The organism is Pseudomonas sp. Marseille-Q5117 (assembly GCF_946901175.1).
GTDB lineage: Bacteria > Pseudomonadota > Gammaproteobacteria > Pseudomonadales > Pseudomonadaceae > Aquipseudomonas > Aquipseudomonas iranensis.
The window spans coordinates 56,179-81,450 of the sequence record NZ_CAMPPP010000023.1 but is presented as its reverse complement, the minus strand read 5'-3'; the positions used below and the strand labels follow the sequence as shown (position 1 = coordinate 81,450).

Genomic DNA, 25,272 nt, shown 5'->3' with positions numbered 1-25,272 from the left:
CGGTACTGGGCTCGGCAACCGTGACCGGCAATGGCTCGTTCAGCGTGACCCTCAACCCGCCGCAAGTGAACGGTGAGCTGTTGAGCGTCAATCAGACCGATCTGGCATCCAACACATCGCCGGCAGCGCCCGTGCAAGCGGGCGATATCACCGATCCACTGGAGGTGGCCGACCTCAATGTCAGCCAGGACGGCTTGACCGTCACCGGTACCGGCGAGCCCGGCGCAACCGTCACCGTGCTTGACGGCGCGGTGGTGCTCGGCACAGCGACGGTGGCGGCAGACGGCAGTTTCAGCGTCACGTTGTCGGCTGCGCAACTGGATGGCCGCGCACTGTCGGTCGTGCAGGCCGACGCGCAAAACAACCAGTCCGAGCCCGTACTGGTCGAGGCGCCGGACAACACTGCACCTATCGCACCAACGGTGACATCGCTGACCGGCGCCGGCACGTTGCTCGCCGGGACCGCCGAAGCCGGCAGCACCGTGACTGTGCTGTCCGCCACCGGCACCGTGCTCGGCACAGCGGTGGCATTGGGCGACGGCACCTACACCGTCACGCTGAATCCGGCTCAGGCCAATGGTCAGTTGTTGTCGGTGATCGCGACGGACGAAGCGCAAAACGCATCGCCAGTGCTGCTCTACCCGGCGGCAGATACCACGGCTCCGGATGCCGTCACCGGTCTGACCATCAGCGGCGATCTGAGCCAGCTCGCCGGTCGTGGCGAAGCCGGTGCCAGTGTCGAAGTGACCGATGCGCTGGGCAATATCGTCGGCACCGGCACAGTGGCCGCCAACGGCACGTTCCTGATCGATCTGGACCCCGGCATCACCGCCGGCCAGGTGCTGACAGTGAATCAAACAGACGTCGCGACTAACGTGTCCGCAAACGCCGACCTGACTGTTCCGGCAGTGCCAGCCCCGGCTGCGCCGGACAATCTTGTGCTGACAGCCGACGGCGTGACGCTGACCGGCACGGCGGCGATCGGCACCACCATCAATGTCTACGCGCCGGACAACAGCCTGATCGGCACCGGCGTCACCGGCGCGGATGGCACGTTCAGCGTGGTGCTGACGCCTGCGCAAACCAACGGCGAAAGCCTCGAAGTCACCGCCAACACTGCGCTGGGGGGTGCCTCGCTGCCGACTGAAATCACCGCAGGTGACACCTCGGCGCCGGCGCCACTCAGCGATCTGGCGGTCAATGCCAGCGGCACACTGGTCACCGGTCGCGGCGAAGTCGGCGCCTCGGTGACTATCACCGGCGCTGGCGGCGTGGTGTTGGGCAATGCGACGGTTGGCGCCAATGGCACCTTCAGCGCGCAGCTCAATACGCCGCAGGTCAACGGTCAGGTGCTCAATGCGACACAGACCGATGCGTCCAATAACACCTCATCCGGGCTTAACGTAACGGCGCCCGATATCACTCCCCCGGCCGCTCCGACGGCGCTGGTCCTCAGCGGCGCCGGTCTGGTGCTCGGCGGGCTCGGTGAAGCCGGCGCCATCGTCACCGTGCGCGGTACGGGTGGCACGGTGCTGGGCACGGCGACGGTGGCGGGCAATGGCTCGTTCTCGGTAACCTTGTCATCGGCGCAACTCAACGGCCAGCAACTGAGCGTCACGCAGAGCGATGCGGCGGGCAACGTTTCGCCGGTTACCAACCTCAGCGTCGCCGATACCACCGCGCCAGCGCCGCTGAGCAATGTCAGCCTGAACGGCACCGGCCTGGCCGTCAGCGGCACGGGTGAAGCCGGCGCGACCGTCAGCGTGACCAACGCAGCCGGTACCGTTCTCGGCACCGCGGTGGTCAATGCTGGCGGCACCTTCACCGTACAACTGTCCAGCGCGCAACTGAACGGCCAACAGCTCAACGTCCAACAGGCCGACCCGACGGGCAATCTGTCGCAGGTCTTCAATCTGACGGCAGCCGACGTGCAGGCGCCGATCGCGGCCAGCGGTCTGACGCTCGCTGCCAACGGTCTGACGTTGAGCGGTACGGGTGAAGCCGGTGCGACGGTCAACGTCTACGGCCCGGGCGGTGCGCTGATCGGCACCACCACCGTGGGCAGTGGCGGCACGTTCAGCTTCAACCTGAACACCGCGCAACTCGACGGACAGCTGTTGACCGTGCGCCTGGTCGACCCGGCCGGCAACCTGTCGCCCAACGCCAGCCTGACAGCGCCGGATATTACCGCACCCGGCGCGCCGACCGGCGTCAGCGTCAATGGCAGCGGCACCGTGCTCACTGGCGTCGGCGTGCCCGGTTCGACCATCAGCGTGCGAGGCGTCGGCGGCGTGGTGCTCGGCACCGCGACGGTCGCCGCTAACGGCAGCTTCTCGGTGACACTGGCCTCGGCGCAGATCAACAGCCAGGTACTCAGCGTTACCCAGGCGGATCCGAGCGGCAACGTATCGGCTGCGGCGACCGCGACGGCGCCAGACCTGACGCCTCCAGCGGCGGCCACGGCGCTGCTGGTCGGTGCCGATGGCCTGACTGTCACCGGTACCGGCGAAGCCGGCGCAACCGTGACCATCAAGTCGGCCAGCGGCGCCGTTCTCGGCACCGCCACGGTCAACAACCTCGGCGTGTTTACCGTCACCCTGAGCAGTGCGCAGATCAACGGCGAAAACCTCACCGTCAACCTCAGCGACGCACGCGGCAACGTTTCGGTGGCCGCAAACGTCATTGCGCCGGATGTCGACGTCAACGCGCCCGTGGTCGCCAGCGATAACCTCGCCGTCGGCACCGTCACCCTGGCTCCGGTCACCGCGTCGCAGACCTTCAACGACTCGTTTACGACGCTACTGGCCGGATTCTCGAAAACCTTCACCTTCACCGTCGCCGGCGGCACGCGTCTTGATCCGACCCTGACGCTGACCACCAGCAGCCTGATTTCGCTGATCGATGGCGTGGTCTATACCCTGCAAGTCAAGGATGCCAGCGGTAACTGGGTGACTCTGGATGTCAACGGCAGCGGCGGCCTGCTTGACCTGATCGCGCTCGCCGGCCAAGGCGTACGGGTCGACATCGGTAACCTGCTGTCAGGCGATTATCGACTGACGGTTTCGAGCACCGGTATCGGCGTGCTGACCACGGTCAATACCCAGCTGCAACTGGACGTCAGCAGCCTGACCCAGTTCAACGGCATTGCCGGGCCAGCGGTGACCGGCAACGTGATCACCAACGTCGGCGTCGATGGCACGGCCGATCAGACCGGCCCGGACAACGGCGCGCAGTTGCAGATATTCAAGAACGGCGCCTGGGTCAGCGCCGGGGCCGGCACCACGGTGCAAGGGTTGTACGGCACGCTGACCATCGACGCCAACGGCAACTACAGCTACAAACCGAACGGCAGTGTCGGCAGCGTCGGCAAGGTCGACGTGTTCAACTACCAACTGGTGCACCCGAACGGCTTGAGCGACACCGCCAATCTGTATGTGCGCATCGACAGCCCGCAAGCCAGCGAAGTGTGGAATGACGCCAACCTTGGCAGCCCGGCATTGGTGGTTGATGCCACAGCGGACATCGCCTCGACCGACGTCACCCTGATCAACCGCGAAGTCACCACCAACTCCGCCCTCGGCACGTTCAATGTGCTGCTGGGCGGCGGCAGTGGTAACTACAACACCGTGGTGGCGGCCGATACCGTCAGCGACCTGACCGTGGTGGTCAACTCGAGCAACCTGCTGGCGCTGCTCGGTTCGATGACGGTGGGCCTGTACAAACTCAACACGGCGACCAACCAGTACGTGCTGGTCAAGAGTTACGGCGGCAACGCCTTGGTCAATCTCGGCGGTGGCAACTACGGGATCAAGTTCGATGACCAGCCCGCCGGCAGTTATCAGGTGCGGGTGGCAGTGGGCGGCCTCGGCCTGCTGACCAGCGTCAACACCAGCCTGATCAACGTCGCGACCTACAACAATCAGTTCGTGGTCGGCAGCTACACGCCGGTATCGGGCAATCTGCTCACCGACACCGCTGGCGGCGGCGCCGATGTGTTGGGCTCGGTCTATACCTTGCTCAGCGTGCTGGTCGCTGGGAGTTACGTCGCGCCGGGTTACAACGGCGTCTCGCTGGTCGGTAACTACGGCACCCTGGTGGTCCAGGCCAACGGCAACTACACCTACACGCTCAAGGCCGGGCTGACCGATGCGGTGATCGGCCAGGAAGACACCTTCACCTATCAACTCACCCACCCCAACGGCACCGTGGATACCGCGACGCTGACCATCGACCTGAACAAGGCCGGCGCATTCGCCAGCACCGCTTTCTCGGCACTTGCCAGCGATGACCTCGGTCTCGCCCATGCCACTGGCAGTGACCTGATCCAGGGCACCGAGGGCAACGACACCCTCGACGGCTCGCACGGTGGCGCCGTGACCCTGCAAGGTGGCGGTGGCGACGACACGCTGATCATCGCCGATCAGCAATTCACCTCGGTGGACGGCGGCAGCGGCACCGACACCCTGCTCTGGGCCGGTGGTGATGTGTCGATCAACCTCGGCGATCTGCAGAGCAAGATCCACAACGTCGAAATCCTTGACCTCAATCACTCGAGTGCGGTTGCGCTGACACTGAATCTCAGCGATCTGCTGGCGATTACCTCTTCGGACAACAACACCCTGCTGATCAAGGGTGACGACAGGGACAGCGTGCACATGATCGATGGCTGGGTCGCCGATGGTACGCAACAGGCCGACGGCATCGACTATGTTCAATACACGGCACAGGAGGATCCGAGCCACCACTTGTGGGTACAGAACGGCATTCAAGTGGTTTGAAACAAGACATCGAACGTTGGTCTCTCAACAGTAAGGGAAGTCTGTGGAGTCAGTTTTTCGCCAGAAATGGCCGGTGGTCCTGTTGACCATCGGCCTCTACCCCGCTTTCACCGTCGGCGTTCGCGCCGACGACAATCTCGACAGCAGCTTGCGCAGCATCAGCCCGTCGCAACTGCAACAACCGGCAGGCAATGAAAGCCGTCAGCGCCCTGCCCCTGCTTCAAAAACGGCCGCCAACGCAGATACTTTGGGGCTGGAACAAGCGGTCAGGCTGGCCGTGGACTGGCACCCACGCATCGGCGAAGCCATCGGCACCCTGTTCCAGCAAGGCGAAGGGGTCAACGTCGCCGAGTCCGGTTATTACCCGCAGGTCACCGGTGGCATCAAGGGTGGCTACACCAGCGGTTACGGCAGCGATGCCGGCAGCCAGTCGGTGAACATTTCCCTCAAGCAGATGCTGTATGACTTCGGCAAGGTTTCCAGTTCGGTCGACGCCGCCCGCGCCCGGGTGGCGCGCAGTCAGGCGGGGATTCTGCTGGCGATCGACGACATCGCCCGCGACACCGCCAGGGCCTACATCGAGGTGCAGCGCTATCAGCGTCTGCTTGAGGTTGCCCGCGAGCAGATTCAGGGCATCGGCGGCATCGTCGACCTGGCCAAACAGCGCAGCGACATGGGCGCCAGCACCCGCTCCGATATGGTTCAGGCGCAGTCCCGGGCCGAAGGCGCGACGGCGACGTTGCAGGAATTCAAGGCGCAATACGCACGCTGGCAAGCGACGCTGACCAGCTTGCTTGGACGGCGCACGCCGCCGGTAGTCAGCGACGCCGCCGCGCCGACATTGACTCAGGCCTGCGACGCCTCGCAGATCTCCGACACCCTGCCCGCCGTCCTTCAGGCCGCCGCGCAACGCACTCAGGCCCAGGCCGAACTGGCCCAGGCCAAAGCCGAGGCCTACCCGACCCTGTCGCTGCAACCGTCGGTCAACCAATACCTGGACGACCACTACGACGATCAGAACTCGCGCGCCGATCGCACTCAGGTCGGGATCTTCCTCAACCTCGAAGTGCCGATCTATCAGGGCGGCGCGATCAGTGCGAGCAGCCGCGCCGCCGGGCATGCGCTGACCGCAGCGGATTCGGCCGAAGACTTCGCCCGTCTGCAAGCGCGCCAGGGTCTGGCCGAAGCCCAGGCGCAAACTTCGGGCCTGAACCGGCGGCTGCGCTCGCTGGAATTTCGCCAGACCAGCATCACCGAGGCACGCATGTTGTATGGCCGCCAGTACCTGGAACTGGGCACGCGGCCGCTGCTCGACCTGCTCAACGCCGAGCAGGAAATCCATCAGTCACGCTTCGATCTGGTCAACACCCAGGCTGATCTGCAACGCCTGCAGATCGACTGCTTCTACAACAGCGGTGCGATTCGCCGGGTCTTCGGCATCGACCACAGCGCCATCCAGAATGTCGAGATCCTGCCATGACCGATGCCAGCATCACTGTTCCCGAACCCGCTGCTGCCGAAGCTCGCGAAGATTATTCGCCATGGCTGGAAGCCGTGCTCAAGGTCGCCCGCCACTACCGACTCGACGTCTCGCCGGAAAGCGTGCGTCTGGCCTCGGTGCACAGCGAAGGCCGCGTCGAAGAAGTGGTTCGGCACATGGCGCGTCAGGCCGGTTTGAGCGTGAAATTCGCGGTATTCGACAACAAGAGCCTGAGCCGCTGGCGCACGCCGCTGGTGGTGCAACTGCGTGATGGTCAGGTCGGCGTGCTCGAAAGCATCGGCGAAACCGGCGAGCTGGGCATCTGCTTCAGTGGCGACCAGGGTTTGCAGAGCCGCATGGAGGCTGGCGCGCTCGCCGAGCAGGCATTGCGCACCGTGATTCTGCGTCCGACGCAACCGGTGGCGGACGTGCGCACCAACGATTACATCAAGCCCTACGATGAGCACTGGTTCCGTCGCATCGTCCTCACCGATCTGCGGCCTTACAGCCAAGTGATGATCGCCTCACTGGTCGCGAATCTGTTGGGCATGGCCGGGGTGCTGTTTTCCATGCAGGTGTACGACCGGGTGATTCCGGCCGAGTCGCTGCCGACACTGTACGTGTTGTTCGGCGGGGTGATGCTGGCGCTGCTGTTCGATTTCGTCATGCGCATTCTGCGTCTGCGCATCACCGATGTGCTGGGCAAGCGCGCCGACTTGCGCGTCTCCGATCTGGTCTTTGGCCACGCCTTGCGCCTGCGCAATTCCGCGCGGCCGAAATCCACCGGTTCGTTCATATCGCAGTTGCGCGAACTGGAGCAGATCCGCGACCTGATCACCTCCAGCACCGCCACGGCACTGGCGGACATGCCGTTTTTCCTGCTGTTCCTGCTGGTGTTTTATTTGATCGGCGGGCCACTGGTGCTGATTCCACTGGTGGCGCTGGTGTTCATGTTGCTGCCCGGGATCATCGCGCAACCGCGTCTGGCGCGACTGGCCAATGCCTCGATGCGTGAAGCGGCGCTGCGCAACGCCATGCTGGTAGAAAGCATTCAGGGCCTCGACGACATCAAGGCATTGCAGGCCGAGCAGCGTTTCCAACAACAGTGGAACCAGTACAACGCCGCCTCGGCGGACAGCAGCCTGCGCCTGCGCACCTTGACCAACAGCCTGGTGGCGTGGACGCAGAACGTACAAGGCGGCGTGTTTGCGGTGGTCATCGTGTTCGGCGCGCCTATGGTGATTGCCGGCGACTTGACCACCGGCAGCCTGGTCGCGGCGTCGATTCTGTCCTCGCGGATGATGGGCCCAATGGCGCAACTCACCCACGTGCTCACCCGCTGGCAGCAGGCTAAGGTTGCGCTCGAAGGCTTGAACCGGATCATGCAGATGCCGGTGGATCATCCCGAAGGCAGTCAGCGCGTGCACCTGCCGGCGATTCGTGGCGACTACCGCCTGCGTCAGGCCAGTTTTCGCTACAGCGAGGAATCGACGCCGGCGCTCAACAACATTGATCTGAGCATTCGCCCCGGCGAGCGCATCGCCCTGCTCGGCCGCAACGGCGCTGGCAAGTCGACGCTGCTGCAAGCGCTGGGCGGCGCGATGGATCTGAGCAGCGGTGAAACCACTCTGGACGGCATCGCCCTGGCGCATCTGGATCCGGCCGACCTGCGCCGCGATGTCGGCCTGCTGTCGCAACAGGCGCGACTGTTTCACGGCACCTTGCGCGACAACATCACCCTCGGCGCCGGTCAGGCCAGCGATCAGGAAATCATCGCCGCGCTGACCGTCACCGGTGCGCTGGACTTTGTTCGGCAGCTGCCCAAAGGCATGGATCACTTAGTGCTTGAAGGTGGCTTGGGCCTGTCCGGCGGTCAGCGTCAGAGCCTGTTGCTGTCGCGCTTGTTGATCCGTCAGCCGCAAGTGCTGTTGCTCGACGAACCGACGGCCGCGCTCGATGACGTCACCGAGCGGCTGCTGCTGGAAAAACTCGCGACCTGGACCCAGGGCCGAACGCTGGTGGTCGCCACGCATCGGGTCAGTGTGTTGCAACTGGTCGAGCGGATCATCGTCCTCGACAACGGGCGTATCGTCATTGACGACCACCGCGACGCGGCATTGGCGCGGCTGCGCGCACCGGGCAAAGGAGTGGCGGTATGAAGCCGATGATGACCGATGTGCCGGACCCGATGTCCTACCTCGACGGCCGCGATGAGCGCGCTCTTGCCGGTGGCGCAAAGGTGATCTGGGGTTGCGCGGCGATGCTTGCCTGCTTCATTGCCTGGGCGGCGTGGTTCGAGATCGTCGAGGTCTCGACCGGTACCGGCAAAGTGGTGCCCAGCTCGCGCGAACAGGTGATTCAGTCGATGGAGGGCGGCATTCTTGAGCAGCTCAATGTCAGCGAAGGCGCTTTGGTCGAGCGCGGCCAGATCCTCGCGCAACTGGACCCGGTAAAGAACCAGTCCAACGTCGGCGAAAGCGCGGCCAAGTACCGCGCGGCGCTGGCCAGCGTCAACCGCTTGCAGGCCGAAGTCAGCGAGAAGCCGCTGACCTTCGACGCATCGTTGCAGGAATTTCCCGATCTGATCCGCGCCGAAACCGAGCTCTATCAGACCCGGCGCAAAGGTCTGGCGGAAACCCTCGACGGTATTCATAGCTCGCTGAAACTGGTGCGCAGCGAACTGGCGATCACTGAAAACCTGGCGAAGATCGGCGCCTCGAGTCGGGTTGAAGTGCTGCGCCTGACCCGTCAACGCTCGGAGCTGGAATTGAAGGCCACCGAAGCCCGCTCCGATTACATGGTCCGCGCCCGCGAAGACCTGGCCAAGGCCAACGCCGAAGCGCAGATGCTCGAAGCGGTGATCCGTGGTCGCACCGATTCACTCTCGCGCCTGACCCTGCGCTCGCCGGTGCGCGGCATCGTCAAGGACATCGAGGTCAGCACGATTGGCGGCGTCATTGCGCCCAACGGCCAGGTCATGCAGATCGTACCGCTCGATGAGCAACTGCTGATCGAGACGCGCATCTCGCCGCGCGACATCGCCTTCATTCACCCAGGCCAGGCGGCGAAAGTGAAAATCACCGCCTATGACTATTCGATCTACGGCAGCCTCGACGGCGAAGTGGTGACGATCTCGCCGGACACCATCCAGGACGAAGCCAAGCCGGAGGTCTTCTACTACCGCGTGTTCATCCGTACCGCTTCGGATGAACTGCGCAACAAGGCCGGCAAACGCTTCGCCATCGTCCCCGGGATGATCGCCACGGTGGACATCCGTACCGGCGAAAAAACCGTGCTCGACTACCTGATCAAACCACTCAACCGCGCCCGCGAAGCGTTGCGCGAACGCTGATCAGCGACTGGCCAGTTTGGTCGCAGGCGGCGCTGTCGGGGTGATGCTGGCCTGATAGCGCGACCACTCGCGATTGATCTCCGCGTACGGCAAAAAGATGCTTACGCGCGGTTGATCGAGCAAGTCCTTGCGCTTGAGGCGGCTGACATCATCGCGGGTGAGAAACGCCACGTTGATGCCAACCACTTTGCCATCGGCAGAAAACACCGGCCCGCCGGACATGCCTTTGGCCAGCGCGCCATTATGGGTGCCGTAAAGCACGTTGCCCTCTTTGACGTCGAGGCGAACCATGGCCGGCAACGCCTGGCCGGTGCCCTTGACCGACATGTACAGCGAATTGAAGCCCACCGAAGTCAGCTGCTCGCCCGGCTTGTAGCCGCGCCACGCCGGCACGCTATTGGCCTTGTGACGGAAGAACTGCACGTCTGCCTGCCCCTGGAAAACCGTGCCCGACAAGTAAGGAATGTGCTTCACCGTCACGGCGAAGTCTTCATTCCATTGCACAGCCGAACCCATCAGCACGTAAGGCAAAGGCGCGCCGGAGTGGACGACAAAGGCTTGGTCTAAAACAGGATCCTGAACAAAAGCGACTGGCATTCCATTGCACCCGCTGAGCAGCAACGACGCTGCAACAAGTGACTTGAGGGGGCGCATTTTCGGTACATCTTGAAGTGAGGAAAGGTGCTGCAATATGTCATTGCGCCATCACTGTTAGCAATAGTCTCAGCCTACCGCTTGTCGGCGTGCGATATAGTCAGTTAATGATTGGATCCAAGCAAATTCCCGGCAATGCGCGCAATCCACAGCGAATGACCGCAAATGATCGCGATTGTCTTCAACCAGGTCGATTGAGCCCATGCTGACGAAGCTTGCGGTACAGCGTATTGCGGCTAATCCCCAGACGACGGGCAACTCGCGCGACATGCCAGTGTTCAGCTTCAATCAAGCTGAGCAGAGTTTGCCGTTCGGATACGCCCAATGGATCGTCAACAGGTTGGTCGTCACTTGCGGGCAGTAACTCCTGCACGTCCTCCAGCGTGACCCGGCCTTCCACTGCCAACGCCACCAACGTCCGCAAACAGGTGCGCAGTTGCCGGACGTTGCCCGGCCAGGGCTGCGCCAGCAAGCGCTCTCGAACTCCCGCTTGCAACCGCATAGTGGCGCCCGCCGCTTCTTCGCGCAGCAGCAGGTCGAGCAGACGGCCCTTGTCGGAACGCTCGCGCAGCGGCGGCAGTTCCACGGCGAAACCGCCAATGCGATAGAACAGGTCCTCGCGCAGGCGTCCGTCGGCCACGCAGGCTGGCAGATTCTGGTGACTGGCGCTGATCAGGCGTACATCAAGCGGTCGCGGCGTTGCGCTGCCCAGCGGCACAACCTGGCGCTCTTCGAGTACGCGCAGCAGACGGGTCTGTAGCGCGAGGGGCATGTCGCCGATTTCGTCGAGAAACAGAATGCCGCCATGGGCCTGCTCAAGCTTGCCGACCATGCCGTCCTTGCGCGCGCCGGTGAAGCTGCCGCCGCGATAGCCGAACAGCTCGCTTTCAATCAGCGTCTCGGGGATCGCCGCGCAGTTGATCGCGACAAACGGCTGGCCGGCGCGGGAGCTGGCGCGATGCAGCGCTGCCGCAAAGGCCTCCTTGCCGGTGCCGGTTTCACCCTGCAGAAACACCGGCACGTCGCGCTCCAGTACACGGAGTGCGCGGGCGAATCCGCGTTGCAGGCGCGGGTCTTCCAGGCACACGCGCTCATCCTTGATTGGCGGGACAGGCGCAAGGGTCAACGGCGCGGAGCGGATCGGTTCGCGCAACTGGCCGTAGAACAAGCGCCCGTCGGCCAGGCGCATCGGCCAGCAGACGTGCGCCTGAGCACTGGCCTGATCGAGCAACTGCTCCATCGGCGTTTCCAGCAACATGGTCAACGACTGCCCGACCATCTGCTCGCGGCTCAGGCCCAACAGATCCAGCGCCGCCGCGTTCACCGAACAGATCCGCGCACTCTCGTCGAAGCTGAGCAGGCCTTCACCCAGCAGCCCGACAAACCCGGCGTCGGGATGAAACCGCAGCAAATAGCGCTGCGGATCGTGGCCAAGGAAAAAGCAGCTCTCGATCAACCTGGCCGACAGATTGGTCAGGGCCATGGCCTTGAAGCGTTGCTCAAGGCTGCTTTCCTCGCGCACGGAGGAAAGGTTGAGCACCGCGAGCAACCCACCGCTGGCGTCGAATATCGGGCTGGCCGAACAGGTCAGGCCGACGTGCTGACCACGGAAATGCTCGTCGCGGCGAATGGTCACGTGCTGGCGCTCGACCAGGCAGGTGCCGACACCGTTGGTGCCCTCGTGCTCCTCGCTCCAGACCGAGCCGAGCCACAGCCCGGAGCGCTGGAACTCGCCGCGTTCGGCTTCGTTGAACACGCTGTCGATCGCCACGCCGCGCGCATCGGTGAGCAGCACGACATGGCCGTCACGTCCCAGTTGCTGGTGCAGGCTGTTCATCTGCCAGTGCGCCACGGAAATGATGTGTTCCAGCGGCGCACGGTGTTCGCGCAAACGCGCCTGTTCGAGCACGTCCGGCGCGCGGCGGCTGGCCGGATCAAGCTGGTATTGATCCAGGCAGCGCCGCCACGAGCGGGTGATCGCCAGGTCTGCCGCCGCGCTGTGGCTGGCAACAGAGCCCTGCACGGCTTGCAGTACCTGGCGCGCGTGGGCGTTGATCGAGGCCGGTTTCATTGTTGTTGTTCTCCGCTTCGGTGAAGACACGGGTGTGTCCGCAGCTTAGATGAAAAGCTCGTTGCGGGGGAATTTCGCGCCGAGTGACACAGTGTCATCCGCGATTCTCGAATTTGTGACATGTCGCCTGCGCCAAGCCTTGTCGGCCTTTGCATCAAACGCTCTGGCCCGCGCCTTTCAATGAGATGGCCCAAGCCTTGCTCTGATGCCATGGCTTACCAAAACAACAAGATCGGGAGTGGCCCCATGAACATCGCTATTGAAACCCCTTTGCAATCGCCAACAGCGCAACTTGCGGCCTGGGTCGAACGCCTCGGCGAACGTCTGGCGCAACGAGATGTGGACGGCACGCTGGAGCTGTTTGCCGAAGAATGCCACTGGCGTGACTTGCTGCTGTTCAGCTGGAACCTCGTCACCCTGGAAGGCAAACCGGCGATTCGCGACATGCTCGAAACACGCCTTGAGCAGACCCGGCCCGAACGCTGGCAACTCGAAGGTGAAGCCACGCTCACCGATGGCGTGCTTGAAGGCTGGATGAGTCTGGAAACCGACTCGGCGCGCGGCAAAGGCTATGTGCGCCTGAAAGACGGTTTGTGCTGGACGCTGCTGACCACCATGCGCGAACTCAAAGGCTTCGAAGAACCCAGCGGCCGCCGCCGGCCGATGGGCGCGAGCCACGGCCATGCCCACGCTGACAAGCGCAACTGGCTGGAGCGCCGCCGCGATGAAGAAGCGGCGCTGGGCATTACCACGCAACCGTACTGCCTGATCGTCGGCGGCGGTCAGGGCGGGCTCGGCCTCGGCGCAAGGCTCAAACGCATGGGCGTACCTACGCTGATCATCGACAAAGCCGAACGCCCCGGCGATCAATGGCGCGGCCGCTACAAGTCACTGTGCCTGCACGACCCGGTCTGGTACGACCACATGCCCTACCTGCCCTTCCCCGACCACTGGCCGGTGTTCACCCCGAAAGACCAGATCGGCGACTGGCTGGAGATGTACACCAAGGTCATGGAACTCAACTACTGGCCGCGCACTGAATGCCTCGGCGCTACGTTTGACGAAGAGACTGGCCGCTGGACCGTGGAGGTCCTGCGCAACGGCGAGCCCGTCACCCTGCAACCGACGCAACTGATCCTCGCCACCGGCATGTCTGGCGTACCGAATGTGCCGGTGTATCCCGGCGCCGAAAACTTCCAGGGCCAGCAACATCACTCCAGCCGTCACCCCGGCGGCGATGCGTGGAAAGGCAAGCGCGCAGTGGTCATCGGCGCGAACAATTCAGCCCACGACATCTGCGCCGATCTGGTGGAAAACGGCGCCGAGGTGACCATGGTGCAACGTTCGAGCACGCACATCGTGCGTTCAGACAGCCTGATGGAACTGGTTTTCGGCGGGCTTTATTCCGAAGAGGCGCTCGAGTCGGGTCTGACCACGGATAAGGCCGACCTGCTGTTCGCCTCGATTCCGTACAAGGTCATGCCACAGTTTCATCGGCCGATCTTCGACGCGATCAAGGAGCGCGACGAGGACTTCTATGAACGCCTGAGCCGGGCGGGTTTCATGCTCGATTTCGGCGATGACGAATCGGGTTTGTTCATGAAATACGTACGCCGTGGCTCGGGTTACTACATCGACGTCGGCGCCTCGGAACTGATCGCCAACGGCACGATCAAGCTCAAGAGCGCGCCGGGCCTCGGTGTCGAACGCATCGAAGCGGATGCGGTGGTGCTCACCGATGGCAGCCGCTTGCCGGCCGATCTCATCGTTTATGCGACGGGTTATGGCTCGATGAACGGCTGGGCCGCGAAGCTGATTTCTCAGCAAGTCGCCGATAAGGTCGGGCGCTGCTGGGGCCTGGGTTCCGGTACCACCAACGACCCCGGCCCGTATGAAGGTGAACTGCGCAACATGTGGAAGCCGACCCAGCAGCAGAACCTCTGGTTCCACGGCGGCAACCTGCATCAGTCACGGCACTATTCGCTGTATCTGGCGTTGCAGTTGAAAGCCCGTTTCGAAGGCCTCGACACCGATGTTTATCGCCTTGCAGAGCGCCATCATCTGGGCTGATTCCTCAAGTGGTCGTTCGTCGGTGCGCAGACCAAGCGCACCGGCGAACTGGAAAGTGCGTGCTAGGGTGTCTAGCCCAAGCACGTTTCAATCCAGGAAAAATGAGGAGGATTCATGCCACTTCATCCCATTCTGTTCATGGGCGGCTCCGGCGCCATCGGCCACCAGACGGCCCGCGCATTGCGCGCGGCGCATCCCGACGTCCCCTTGCTGATCGGCGGACGCGACCTCGCCAAGGCTCAGCAAACCGCCGAGCAAATCGGCAATGCCCAGGGTGTGGTCATCGACGCTCGCGCAGATGATCTGGGGCTGGGTGATCGCCCGGTCAGCGCCATCGTCCTGTTCTACATGGACCACGCCCTCGCCGGACTTAGGTTTGCGCAAAAGCGCAAGGTGCCGCACCTGAGCATCTCTTCCGGCGTGTTCGAAATCGCCCCGCAAATCGCCAGTTTCATTCACACCCCCGACGCGTCGCCCATTGTCCTCGGCTACGAATGGATGGTCGGCGCCACCACCGTCGCAACGCTGCACATCGCCAAGGCATTCGCCCGCGTGCACGACATCCGCATTCATGCCCTGGTCGACGAACAGGACGGCGGCGGCCCGACCGTAGCCGTCGATTTCGAGCACCTGAACAAAATGCTGCCCGCCGCGCTGACCCGCCGTGACGGCGAATTCATCTGGCGTGAAGGCGACGATGCCAAGGTCAGCTTCCGCGCCGTCGACGGCACGACCCTGCAGGGCGCCGGCTTCTCCTCCATCGACGTGACAGGCCTGGCCGCCGCCACCGACGCCCCGAACGTCGAGTTCAACCTCGCCAGCGGCATCAGCTCGACCCGGCGTCAGGGTCTGCCGATGTCGACGGAAATACTCATCGAACTTGAAGGCACGGATCACAAGGGATCTGCGTTGCGCACCCGCCACGCCGTGGTTCACCGCGAAGGCGCAGCGGCGTTGACCGGGCTCAGTGCGGCCATGTTGCTGGAGCGGCTGGTTGGGCTGGATGGGCAGCCATCCGTGAAGCCGGGTCTGTATTTTCCGTATCAGTTGCTGGAGGCGCAGGTGTTTTTGCAGCGGCTGGAAAAAGACGATGGCGAGCTGATCGAATTGGACGTGTGACCCCTCTGGACAAAGGCTGGTCAATTTTGCCCGAGCGCCTGTACGACACGCTCCGCGATGGCGAGACAGCTCGTCAATCCTGGAGATTCGATGCCGAACAGATTAACCAGCCCCGGCACTCCATGCGCTGATGGGCCACTGATGACAAAGTCCGCCGCCGGTTCGTGTACGGCATTGATTTTCGGGCGGATGCCGCTATAAGCCGGTTCCAGGCTGCCATCGGGCAGGCCGGGCCAATAGCGGCGAATCGCCTGATAGAAACCTTCGGCCCGCTGAGGATCCACGCGGTAATCAACCTGATCGATCCACTCGACATCCGGTCCGAAACGCGCCTGCCCCCCTAGGTCAAGCGTCATGTGCACACCGAGACCCGCGGCTTCGGGCGCCGGCTAGATCAGATGCCGAACAGGTATCCGACCGCTGAAGCTGAAGTAGCTGCCTTTGCACAAGCTGGCCAACGGGACATGTCGTGAAGACAGGCCAACAATGTGGCCCGCAAGCTGGGGCGCAGACAAGCCCGCACAGTTGATCAGTTCGCCACAGCTGACGTTCATGGGTTGCGCGCCGCCGATCTGCAACTCAAAACCCTGCGGGCGACGACAGGCCGATTCGAACGGTGTGTTAAAGGCAAACGAGGTGCCTGCCGCCTCGGCGTCTGCCTGCAGGGCAAGCATCAAGGCATGGGAGTCGACAATTGCGGTAGAGGGCGACCAGAGTGCCGCGATACATGACAACTCAGGCTCCAGTTCCAGCGCCTGCCGGGCGCTGAGCAGTTGCAGGTCGTTGACGCCATTGCGCCGTCCCTGCTGCCATAACCGCTGCAATGCCCCGCACTGCGCCTCATCGGTTGCGACAACAAGCTTGCCCAGAGGTTGGCGCGCTACTGCGTGCGCTTCGCAAAAGGCATACAGGCGATGCCTGCCGTCGACGCACATTTGCGCCTTGAGGCTGCCAGTGGGGTAGTAGATGCCGGCGTGAATGACTTCTGAATTGCGCGAGCTGATGCCGGTTCCAATGCGTTCACCCGCCTCCACCACGATCACTTCACGGCCGCTCACGGCCAGGGCCCGGGCGACAGCCAGCCCGAGCACTCCGGCGCCAATCACGACACATTCGATATCGACGCTCACCACCTCACCGCGCGTTCAAATTGCTTGATCAGCGTGACGACCTTTTCTACATCGCCATCCGACAAATGATGGTGGCAAGGAAGTGTGATCATTTGCCGGGACAGGCGTTCGGTTGTGGGCAACGCAATGCGCGGCTGACTGCTCAACCATGCCTTCTGCCAATGAATGGGCACCGGATAATGAATGGCCGCTTGCACATCATGCTCTGCCAGATAAGCCTGCAGCTCGTCACGATGCGTGGATTGCACGACATAGTGATAGTAGGCATTTCCCGGTTTGCCGCGCCCCAGGTCAGTGCCCGTGCGGGTTGTCGAGAGGACGTCATCATAGAACGCGGCAATTTCCACGCGTCGCTTCAGCCACTGATCCAGATACTGCGCTTTGATGTTGAGTGCTGCTGCCTGCAACGAGTCGAGTCTGGAGTTGATGCCGAACCGGATCGATTCGTTACGGTTTTCCAGGCCGTGATTGCGTGCAATCCGCGCGTATTCGGCAATTCCCGGATCGCGAGTCACCAGCATCCCGCCGTCACCCAGACCACCGAGCGTCTTCAACGGATGCATGGAAAACGCTGACGCATCAGCGCGAGTGCCGACTTGCCGGCCATCGATCACGGTGCCTATCGCCTGAGCGCAATCCTCGATCACGGCAACCCCGCCCGAGCGGCACAGGTCGATGATTGGGTCGATATCCAAAGGGCGTCCGCGCAGATAGACAGGAATCACGGCTTTGGTCCGATCATTCACAAGTGGCGCAATCGTCTCGACGCTCAGGAGTTCATCGTCACCCACATCTGCCAGGATCGGCCGGGCACCAACAGCAACAATGGCTCCGACAGTGGCAACAAAGGTATTGGCGCAGGTGATCACCTCGTCACCGGGGCCGATATCGAGCGCGCGCAATGCCAGAAACAGCGCATCCGTGCCTGAATTGAGGGCAACGGCGTGCGCGCCGCCACAACGATCCGACATCCATGACTCGAACGCCAGAACCTGATCGCCGAGAATGAACTCGCCCGATTGCAACAGCTCCCGCCAGCGTTCAAAGATCTCGCCACAGAGATCCTGGGCCTGTTCCTGTACGTTATTGCACTTGATCATTACGCGCACTCCCTGGCATGAACATGATGGACGTCAGGACGATCAGCAGAGTGCCAACCGCGCTGATGACGGCGGTCAACGCAAGCGTCTGGGAATAGCCGATCATCCCGCCGACTACGCCGCTGCCCAGATAAATGAACGGGTGCACACCGCTGGTGACAAAGGTATCCACCGCCACGACTTTGCCCAGATCCTTTTCGGGCGAGAGTGTTTGCATGGCGGTTGCCCAGCCGGTGAGCCAGGACGCTTCGACGATACCGACGAACGTCGCCCCCAGAACCGCCATCCATGCCGCCGTCCCCAGCCCGAGTAACGCCATCGCTCCGGCCAGGAACAACCCGCATACCACCGCAAGGCCCACCAGGCGTTCGTGCCCCGAGGCCAGCACGGTGACAACCGATCCGAGACAAGCGCCGAACCCTGATGCTGCCAGGCAATATCCCCACATTTCTTCGCTGAAACGAAGACTGATCGCGTAGGGTGCAACGACCAGAAAAATCGGAAAACACAGCACGTTCACCACCAGCGTCGCCGCAAACCCCAGCAGCAGCGTGGCGTTACGGCTGACCACGGTGATGCCCTTGAACGCCTCGCGCAGGGAGAACTCCTCTTCGGATTCATGACGGCCGACATTCGGTAACTGAGCGGTGTAAATCGCCGCGCCGAAGAAGGTCAAGCCATCGATCAGTATCCCCCAGACCGGATCCCACAAGATGATGAACACGCCCAACGTCGCCGGAAACAGAATGGCGACCAGGTTATCGATGAAGTTCATCGCGCCGTTGCCCGCGACCAGCGCCTTTTTGGGTAACAGGCTGACCAGCAGCACCTGAGCGCAGGGCCGAGAAACGCCGATGCCGATGCCGAAGATCAGATAGGCCAGCACCAGCCAGCCCCAAGGCGCACCGGTCAGAAGCAGTGCGACGGCCGCAAGCTGCGCCATGCCTCGGGCCGTATCGGTGTAGATGAGCACCTGTCGAGGCGACTTGCGATCCGCCAGCATGCCGCCGGCCAGAGCACCGACGACGGTTCCGATTCCGACTGCGGCCATGATGAAGCCAAACACATCACCACCAAAACCGTCCCGTATCAGCGCTATCGGCAGCGCCGCCAGACAGATGGCGTCGCCGGCCATCGACAGGCCCTGGCCGATCAGCAACTTGCGAAAAGGCAAGACTCGCAGCGCATCGTTATAGGGGGATAAGCGTTCTTTGATAGAAATCATCGGTGCCCCTCCTTGAGGCATATATATCCATCCTGGCCACGTTCGGTTGGCAACTGCCGGCCGCCCTCGCGGATTTCCAGCTCATCGTCTCCGATTACGGAGATGCGCAGACGGCGGCCCCGAAACTCAAGGGTGAAGTGGTAGGCATCCCAATCGGCGGGCAACCTCGGGCGGAAGGCCAGTTGGTCCGCAACGAGATCAAGTCCTGCCAGCCCTTCCACCAAGCCTTGCCAGGCTCCGGCATAGGCGGAAAGATGCAGGCCATTGCTGTAGTCGTCGAGCGGGGTGAAATCCAGGTTGTAGCGGCTGGCCCGAGCAATGAAATCGGCACTGATCGACGTCTTGCCCAAGTGCGCGGCGACAACCGCGTGCGGGCCGTAGCTCAATGACGATTCATGCACCGTACGCGGTTCATAATATTGGAACGCTGCGCGTTTCACGTCCGTTGAAAAAACTTCTGGAAACATCGACATCAACAACACGATGTCCGCCTGTTTGACCACCTGCGACGCAAAATTCTGCAGATTCTCTGCGCTCTCCCGTTCGGCCTCGTCCGCAAACTGCGGCCCACGCTTTTTGTCGGAACGCAGCTGCGTGTCAGGTAAGGCGGCATAACCCTCGAACTCTTCAGGAATGACCACCCCACCCACAGTGATCCAGGGCAGAAAGACGTTATCGGCTATCGACTGCCAGCACCTGGACTGTGCCTCGGGCAATCCCGGAAACCCCGGCCAGTCGCACAGGGAAAGCGCTGACCGGAGACACCAGCGCAGCATGTAATTGGTAAAAAAGCTGTTGTCCACATGATAGTGGTATTCGTCCGGCCCCATGACCGATTCAACGACATACGCCTGACGACTCTCGGACCACTTGAACACGGACGCGGCGAAACGGGCGCACTCGAGCAGCATTTCAAAGCCGCGAGAGATCATGAACGCATCGTCACCGGTGACCTTCCAGTATTTGTTCACGGCATAGCAAACGTCTGCCGAAATGTGGAGCACCTCATGGACACTCCACTCTCGTCGAATGTCCTGTTCGGGATACGCCAGCACATAATGGGGACCATTTTCCCGCCCTCGATCATTGGCTGCTTCCGGAAAACGCGCTCCCTCATAGCCACTGGCCCGAGCAAACTCCCGCGCTTGTTCCAGACAGTGGTAGCGATAGTCGATCAACGCCCTGGCGACACCGGGTTCGTTCCAGATCCAGAACATGCACTTGTGCAGTTCGGTATCGAAAAACGTCGCTCCGGAGTGATACGTACTGGTCAGGCCGCGCGCCGGCGAGAGCGTTCCCCGCTCGGGGGGCGCGACTCCCACGCCGTGCTGCAGCAATTGAAACATCGCGTACTTGATGCCCAGATCGGTACGTCTCTGCGCGGTTTGAACAGTGACGTCATGCTCGTTCCAGATCCTGCTCCATCGGTCAAGATGGCTGCTCTGGATATGGGTCACATCGAAGTCGTCAGAAAGCGCGTCGGGCATACTGTGCTCGCCATCGATTGCAACCCGCCAATGCGTGGCGATGCGATGCTGCAGCACCGAGTCGAAATCCATGGTGACGGAAGCAATACAACCCTGTAGGCCGTGTCGCCAGCAAACAACGGAACTCGCCGCTGAACCGGACTGTTCGACACGTACGTCGTAGCGCAGCCGATACTCTGCGGCATCGACATCCACAGTGAAGGCCGTTCGATCGACAACACTTTGCCCAAAACGGTAATGTCGGGCGGTCAGCCAGTCACTGGTGCCCAGGTATTCATTCTCGGCACTGCCATCCACGCCGTAATCCAGTCGCAATCGGTGCGCACCGGTCGGCTCGCCCAGTCGAGTCAGACTGATGCGGGTCGACACGGCACTGTCATCAGGGGCATCAATGAACTGATCAATCGTCAGCTCATAACGGACTCCCCGCAGTTGGAACAGCTCGCGGCTGCTGACTGTCGCCTGATCCATTGCCAACACCACCGCCGGTCCATCGCCTGATGGCTCGAGAGGTTCGCCCGTGTCCACATCGTAGAGGCGCAGGACTGCCGGCGCTGGCAAAGAAATGATCTCCCGCGAAACGCCGACCCCGGCTGCATAGACCCCCGCGCAGAGCAGTTGCGTGCGCCGTGTGCGCGGCGAGGCACTGGGCACATGCGGGCGCACGCCGATCAAGGGATTGGCCAGCATTGCCACGCAGGCTGCGAAGGACGATGTCCGCGGCTCGATACCGACGATATCCTCGCACTCCTCTCCATAAGCGATGGTCAGCACGACGTGTCCCCCGACGGCTGGAACGACCAGTCTTTGTGCAGCATGTTGCGCACATTGTGATAGCGGGTGTCGGACAACACATCGTCACTGTCGTTGAAGTTCCCGGATTGCCATTGCTCGCAGATTTCCACGATGGCATCCCTGATCGAATAGATGAACTCGAAACCCAGTGTCTCCTGCACCCGTCGCGAATCCAGACGGTAAGACCGAACATCATCGCTGCGGGTAGTGGTGATCGGCACGTTGACGAGGAAGTAGCGATCGACAACCTGTTTCACCTGATCGGCTATCTCGGTCACCGTGTGGTTTTCGTAGCCGACGTTGATTGCGGTTCCGCAGACTTCGTCCAGCGATTCGCGCTCCACGAGCATCGTATACAGCCGGGTCAGATCGCCGATATGCACATTGGGGCGGTATTGACTGCCGCCGAACACGGTAATTTCACCGCGCGCCAGCGCACTGGCGGTAAGGATATTGACGGTCAGATCCAGGCGCTGGCGAGGCGACCAGCCGCACACGGTAGCGGCTCGAACCGCGACGGTTTCAAAGGATGCATCAGTGAGCCCGAACAGTATTTTTTCGCCGTCAGCCTTGAAGCGGTTGTAGTCGGTGATGGGCACGCAGGGTTGGCGCTCATCGACAAATGGTTCTGTATTGACGCCGTAGACACTGGCTGAGGATGCATAGATAAAGCGCCGGCAGCCAAGGCGCTTTGCACTGCTCATGAGATGCGGCAGACAATCGATATTGATGGACTGGCCGAGTTCGGGTGCCGAATTGAAACTGGGATCATTGGCCACTGCGGCAAGATGGACAACGGTGTGCATCCCCCGAAGCGACTGCTCGACGAGCAGCGGATCGCGAATATCGCCCTTTATGAATTCCAGTGCCGGATGGTTCATCACGCCCTCCAGGCCGTTGCCGAAATAAAGCGCATCCAGTACCCGGACCCGGTAACCGGCAGCCAGCAGTTTTGGTACCAGACGCGAGCCAATGTAGCCCGCACCGCCTGTAACGAGAACAGCGGATTGATTATTCATGGTCCTTCCTTGGGATGGGTTTGCCAGCGGGTATTCATCAAGCGATGACAGTATTGATGCCTGCGGATGAGCAGCCTTGGGTTCAAGATCATGCCGGCGGATCTGCCAGGCATGGAGCCCCAGGCCACAGGCCAGATCCGTTGCATAGGGACTGTCGTCAATCAGCTCGACATCCTGCGGATCGCGGCTTCCGACCAGTTGTTGAATCAGCGCTTCGCGGCTCTGACCGGGCGCCTGTCGGGTAATCGATAACCTGGATTCTTGCCGCAGACTGGAGCGCTCGATAGCCGCCTCGAACAACTGCGGCGCATTCAGAGACGCCGTATAAAACATCACTGGCTGTGCGGCTTGTGCAATGCGTTCCAGCAATCGCTTTGCGTCCTCGAACAGCTCAGTGCCCTGGGAGAGCTGAAGAAATTCCCTTTGTTTGTACTCCGCCAGTTCGTCTGCGCTGAGCGAGCCGGTCATTTCAGCACCGATGTCATCGGTGATCAGCGCCAGCAATCGTGAAGCGCCTTCCATGCGAGGACGTCCGGCAATGTGGTCAATGTATTCGCGCTGAGTCAGTTGTTTGCCGGCAAGTCTGTGAGCGGCGTTGCTCCACGCTTGAAAATGCGGCGTGTCGATCATTGTTCCGTCGAGGTCAATCAGCAAAAGTTTCGACATGATTGCTTACCTGTCATCTGTGCGTGGACATGACGAGCCGGGCGATTCTGGACGTCGAGTCGAATATCTTGTCGTCCGTCAAGATCATTCGCCCCCCTGCGCTTTCAACCAGTGCGCGCTCCGCCTGAAGTCTCACGTCTGACCCGTCACTGTAATCCGCACCCTTGAAATAGAGGTTGGGACGTAGCGTCTTGATCATCAATTCAGCAGTGGGTGTGTGATTTACGATGACATGATCGCAATAGCGAATAGAGGCAAGAAACTCTGCGCGTTTTTGATCGGGGAATACCGGCCGGTCCGCTCCTTTATTGACATATGGGTCGGCGGTAACTGACACGAACAACCGATCCACCATTGTTCTGGCACGTTGCAAATGATAAAGGTGCCCAGGATGCACAATGTCGAAACAGCCGTGACAAAGACCGATAGTCAAACCTTTTTCGCGGCAATAAACCGCCTCATCCTGCAATGCAGTGATGTCACTTAAAACGCCCATGATTATTCATTCCTTTGAGGTAAGAGATTTAGCCATGATGTTCAGGTGTTCAAGTTCTCCCCAGTAATCGGGAAGCTGCCCGACGATTTGAAAGCCATTGCGTAAATGAAAACGGTAGGCTGCACGCTCTTTGTCAATATTTCCTATATCCAGACATAACCATGTCTTTTCATTTGCCAGAGCATACTTTTCAATTTCGTCATATAACAACGAAGCCACCCCGTATCGACGGTATTGGCTATCAACAATCAACCAGTCCGCCCACAGGACATACTTCGAGGGGATCGGACCTGCGGCGCAGCCCATCGTCCCGATCACCCGTCCGTCTACTGTGGCGACAAATCGCCCCCCCTCAAATTGAGGATTGGCAAGTTCATTGGCAAATTGCTGACCCGCAGACTCGGTAAGATCCTCGCCAGAGGCAATCTGGGCGACCAACCCCAGAACAGCTTCCATGTCAGCCTTTGCAAATCGCCGCAGGCGAATCTTCGTAACAGGTTCATTTGGCATGGTACTGAACCCTCTTGAGTGCCGAATCCAGCCGCTCACAGGCGTCCGCCAACATTTCAGTCGTATGCGATGCACTCAGGGTGACAGGCTCTGGGCAATAACTGAGGGGCATCAAGAAGCCATACAAGTTGTACTCACGGGATAGCAGGGCGAACAACTTCTGGGCAAAGTCGATCGGGTAGAAATGCTCTATCTCCCTCATGGTTCGAGGACGCTCGCAGGTTCCGATGTGGACGCCGATTCGACCGCCGTATCCATCGATATGACAGGGTATGTGGTGTTTATCGAAAACGTCCCTCAGCCCGGCCTTCAAGCGCGATTCCAGCGCGGCGATGTGCCGGTGCACCGCTCCATCCTGCAAATGCTCGATGGCGGCAAGTGCGGCGGACACGGACAGGTATCGCCCCGTATTGGTCCCGCTGACCTGAACAGGACCGCGTGGTGCGATTACGTCCATGTATTCGGCTTTACCGGCAATACCCGCGATCGGCATGCCGCAGCCGAACGCCTTGCCGAAGGCGGCGATGTCGGGTACGACACCGAAGTCCTTTTGCGCACCACCAATGTTTGCGCGGAAACCGGTGAGCACTTCGTCGAAGATCAGCAGCGCACCCTTACGACTGGTCAGCGCACGCACATTTTGCAGAAAACCTTCATCCGGTCTGATGCATCCGATATTCAATGCAACAGGTTCCAGGATCACCCCTGCCACATCGTCCTTGTATTTTTCAAAAGCATTTTCCAGCGCTTCCAGATCATTCCATGAAACCGAAACCGTCAAGTTGCCGAATTCGTCAGGAATCCCCACAGTGCCCGATAAACGTTCCAGTTCTCTTCCCGCCAATAACGCGCCAGAGCGCGGTGAAGAGTCCACGTTCCAGGTCAAAGAGTCATTAAGCCCATGAAAATGCCCTTCGAACTTGATGATGATGCGTCGACCGGTAACGGCACGGGCGATACGCGTCGCATACATGGTCGCTTCCAGTCCGGAGTTGACCAGCCGCAACTTTTCGGCGCAGGGGACGACCGCACAGAACCGCTCACTCAACAGACGATGTTCATCGGTCTCATACTGCTGAAGAAAGCCCCGCTCCAGTGCCTTGAGAATGGAGTTTTTGATGACCGGACTATCGTGCCCCAACAGGCAGGATCCCCAGCCCATAATATAATCATCGCGCCATTCGCCCGATGACAGCTGAACGCGCGCGCCGGCGGTATTCTGCACATTTATCGGCCCGACTACCGACAAGTGATTCCATCCCGATAGAACATTGCCAACACGTGTTTCCTTTAAACAATCCATGACGACTGACTCTCCCT

At 61.3% G+C, this 25,272-nt stretch carries 15 protein-coding genes and 1 pseudogene; 6 read left to right on the top strand and 10 right to left on the bottom strand.

The features are described 5' to 3' along the window. From OC605_RS26385 to OC605_RS26370, 4 genes are all read left to right on the top strand, one after another. The coding region (locus OC605_RS26385; protein WP_262140317.1) for a BapA/Bap/LapF family large adhesin at nt 1-4,778 on the top strand (4,778 nt) is incomplete at its 5' end. Nucleotides 4,779-4,821: 43 nt separating this feature from the next. After that, complete coding sequence (locus tag OC605_RS26380; RefSeq protein WP_262140316.1) at nt 4,822-6,258, top strand: TolC family outer membrane protein; 1,437 nt, start codon at nt 4,822-4,824, stop codon at nt 6,256-6,258. Further along, entirely contained in the window at nt 6,255-8,417 is a 2,163-nt protein-coding gene (locus tag OC605_RS26375) for a type I secretion system permease/ATPase (protein ID WP_039758810.1), read from the top strand. Before OC605_RS26380 ends, OC605_RS26375 begins: the two co-directional genes overlap by 4 nt. 5 nt (nt 8,418-8,422) lie before the next feature. Next, the gene (locus OC605_RS26370) at nt 8,423-9,610 is read left to right on the top strand and encodes an HlyD family type I secretion periplasmic adaptor subunit (RefSeq protein WP_410056026.1); all 1,188 of its coding nucleotides are present in this window, start codon (nt 8,423-8,425) and stop codon (nt 9,608-9,610) included. Here OC605_RS26370 and OC605_RS26365 read toward each other — a convergent pair whose 3' ends face one another. Together OC605_RS26365 and OC605_RS26360 are read right to left on the bottom strand one after the other, a co-directional pair. Next, on the bottom strand, nt 9,611-10,207 hold the full coding sequence (locus OC605_RS26365) for a serine protease (protein WP_262140315.1): 597 nt from the start codon (nt 10,205-10,207) through the stop codon (nt 9,611-9,613). It abuts the gene before it with no gap. Nucleotides 10,208-10,445: 238 nt separating this feature from the next. Next, nucleotides 10,446-12,335 (bottom strand): sigma-54-dependent Fis family transcriptional regulator, encoded by a 1,890-nt coding sequence (locus OC605_RS26360; RefSeq protein ID WP_262140314.1) that lies wholly within the window; start codon nt 12,333-12,335, stop codon nt 10,446-10,448. Between the two features lie 246 nt (nt 12,336-12,581). Between OC605_RS26360 and OC605_RS26355 the strand changes: the two genes are divergently transcribed. Both OC605_RS26355 and OC605_RS26350 read left to right on the top strand, forming a co-directional pair. Then, on the top strand, nt 12,582-14,405 hold the full coding sequence (locus OC605_RS26355; RefSeq protein ID WP_262140313.1) for an NAD(P)/FAD-dependent oxidoreductase: 1,824 nt from the start codon (nt 12,582-12,584) through the stop codon (nt 14,403-14,405). A gap of 114 nt (nt 14,406-14,519) precedes the next feature. Continuing rightward, a complete protein-coding gene (locus tag OC605_RS26350; protein WP_262140312.1) occupies nt 14,520-15,524 on the top strand; it encodes an NAD(P)-dependent oxidoreductase in 1,005 nt (334 codons plus the stop codon). A 20-nt stretch (nt 15,525-15,544) separates the two neighbouring features. Here the strand turns inward: OC605_RS26350 and OC605_RS26345 are convergent. From OC605_RS26345 to OC605_RS26310, 8 genes and pseudogenes are all read right to left on the bottom strand, one after another. Then, nucleotides 15,545-16,654 (bottom strand): annotated as a pseudogene (locus OC605_RS26345) (NAD(P)/FAD-dependent oxidoreductase). Next, nucleotides 16,651-17,754, bottom strand: a complete 1,104-nt coding sequence (locus OC605_RS26340) for a DegT/DnrJ/EryC1/StrS family aminotransferase (protein WP_130888004.1) — start codon at nt 17,752-17,754, stop codon at nt 16,651-16,653. The pseudogene OC605_RS26345 and the gene OC605_RS26340 overlap by 4 nt, the downstream one beginning before the upstream one ends. After that, the gene (locus OC605_RS26335; protein WP_110599251.1) at nt 17,738-18,979 is read right to left on the bottom strand and encodes an MFS transporter; all 1,242 of its coding nucleotides are present in this window, start codon (nt 18,977-18,979) and stop codon (nt 17,738-17,740) included. Before OC605_RS26335 ends, OC605_RS26340 begins: the two co-directional genes overlap by 17 nt. Next, on the bottom strand, nt 18,976-21,240 hold the full coding sequence (locus OC605_RS26330) for a glycosyl hydrolase family 65 protein (protein ID WP_262140310.1): 2,265 nt from the start codon (nt 21,238-21,240) through the stop codon (nt 18,976-18,978). The genes OC605_RS26335 and OC605_RS26330 overlap by 4 nt, the downstream gene beginning before the upstream one ends. Beyond that, nucleotides 21,234-22,946, bottom strand: coding sequence for an NAD-dependent epimerase/dehydratase family protein (locus tag OC605_RS26325; protein ID WP_262140309.1), 1,713 nt, complete (start codon nt 22,944-22,946; stop codon nt 21,234-21,236). Before OC605_RS26325 ends, OC605_RS26330 begins: the two co-directional genes overlap by 7 nt. Before the next feature lie 13 nt (nt 22,947-22,959). After that, the gene (locus tag OC605_RS26320; RefSeq protein ID WP_039758830.1) at nt 22,960-23,442 is read right to left on the bottom strand and encodes an adenylyltransferase/cytidyltransferase family protein; all 483 of its coding nucleotides are present in this window, start codon (nt 23,440-23,442) and stop codon (nt 22,960-22,962) included. 6 nt (nt 23,443-23,448) lie between these two features. Then, nucleotides 23,449-23,952 (bottom strand): GNAT family N-acetyltransferase, encoded by a 504-nt coding sequence (locus OC605_RS26315; protein ID WP_110645716.1) that lies wholly within the window; start codon nt 23,950-23,952, stop codon nt 23,449-23,451. Further along, a complete protein-coding gene (locus tag OC605_RS26310; protein ID WP_186569018.1) occupies nt 23,942-25,255 on the bottom strand; it encodes an aspartate aminotransferase family protein in 1,314 nt (437 codons plus the stop codon). The genes OC605_RS26315 and OC605_RS26310 overlap by 11 nt, the downstream gene beginning before the upstream one ends. Nucleotides 25,256-25,272: the final 17 nt, after the last annotated feature.

Excerpts from the sequence above, each read along its gene's own strand:
- OC605_RS26375 (WP_039758810.1), top strand. The coding sequence starts at position 6,255 with ATGACCGATGCCAGCATCACTGTTCCCGAACCCGCTGCTGCCGAAGCT.
- OC605_RS26370 (WP_410056026.1), top strand. The coding sequence starts at position 8,423 with ATGATGACCGATGTGCCGGACCCGATGTCCTACCTCGACGGCCGCGAT.
- OC605_RS26365 (WP_262140315.1), bottom strand. The coding sequence starts at position 10,207 with ATGCCAGTCGCTTTTGTTCAGGATCCTGTTTTAGACCAAGCCTTTGTC.
- OC605_RS26360 (WP_262140314.1), bottom strand. The coding sequence starts at position 12,335 with ATGAAACCGGCCTCGATCAACGCCCACGCGCGCCAGGTACTGCAAGCC.
- OC605_RS26355 (WP_262140313.1), top strand. The coding sequence starts at position 12,582 with ATGAACATCGCTATTGAAACCCCTTTGCAATCGCCAACAGCGCAACTT.
- OC605_RS26350 (WP_262140312.1), top strand. The coding sequence starts at position 14,520 with ATGCCACTTCATCCCATTCTGTTCATGGGCGGCTCCGGCGCCATCGGC.
- OC605_RS26340 (WP_130888004.1), bottom strand. The coding sequence starts at position 17,754 with ATGATCAAGTGCAATAACGTACAGGAACAGGCCCAGGATCTCTGTGGC.
- OC605_RS26335 (WP_110599251.1), bottom strand. The coding sequence starts at position 18,979 with ATGATTTCTATCAAAGAACGCTTATCCCCCTATAACGATGCGCTGCGA.
- OC605_RS26325 (WP_262140309.1), bottom strand. The coding sequence starts at position 22,946 with ATGTCGAAACTTTTGCTGATTGACCTCGACGGAACAATGATCGACACG.
- OC605_RS26320 (WP_039758830.1), bottom strand. The coding sequence starts at position 23,442 with ATGGGCGTTTTAAGTGACATCACTGCATTGCAGGATGAGGCGGTTTAT.
- OC605_RS26315 (WP_110645716.1), bottom strand. The coding sequence starts at position 23,952 with ATGCCAAATGAACCTGTTACGAAGATTCGCCTGCGGCGATTTGCAAAG.
- OC605_RS26310 (WP_186569018.1), bottom strand. The coding sequence starts at position 25,255 with ATGGATTGTTTAAAGGAAACACGTGTTGGCAATGTTCTATCGGGATGG.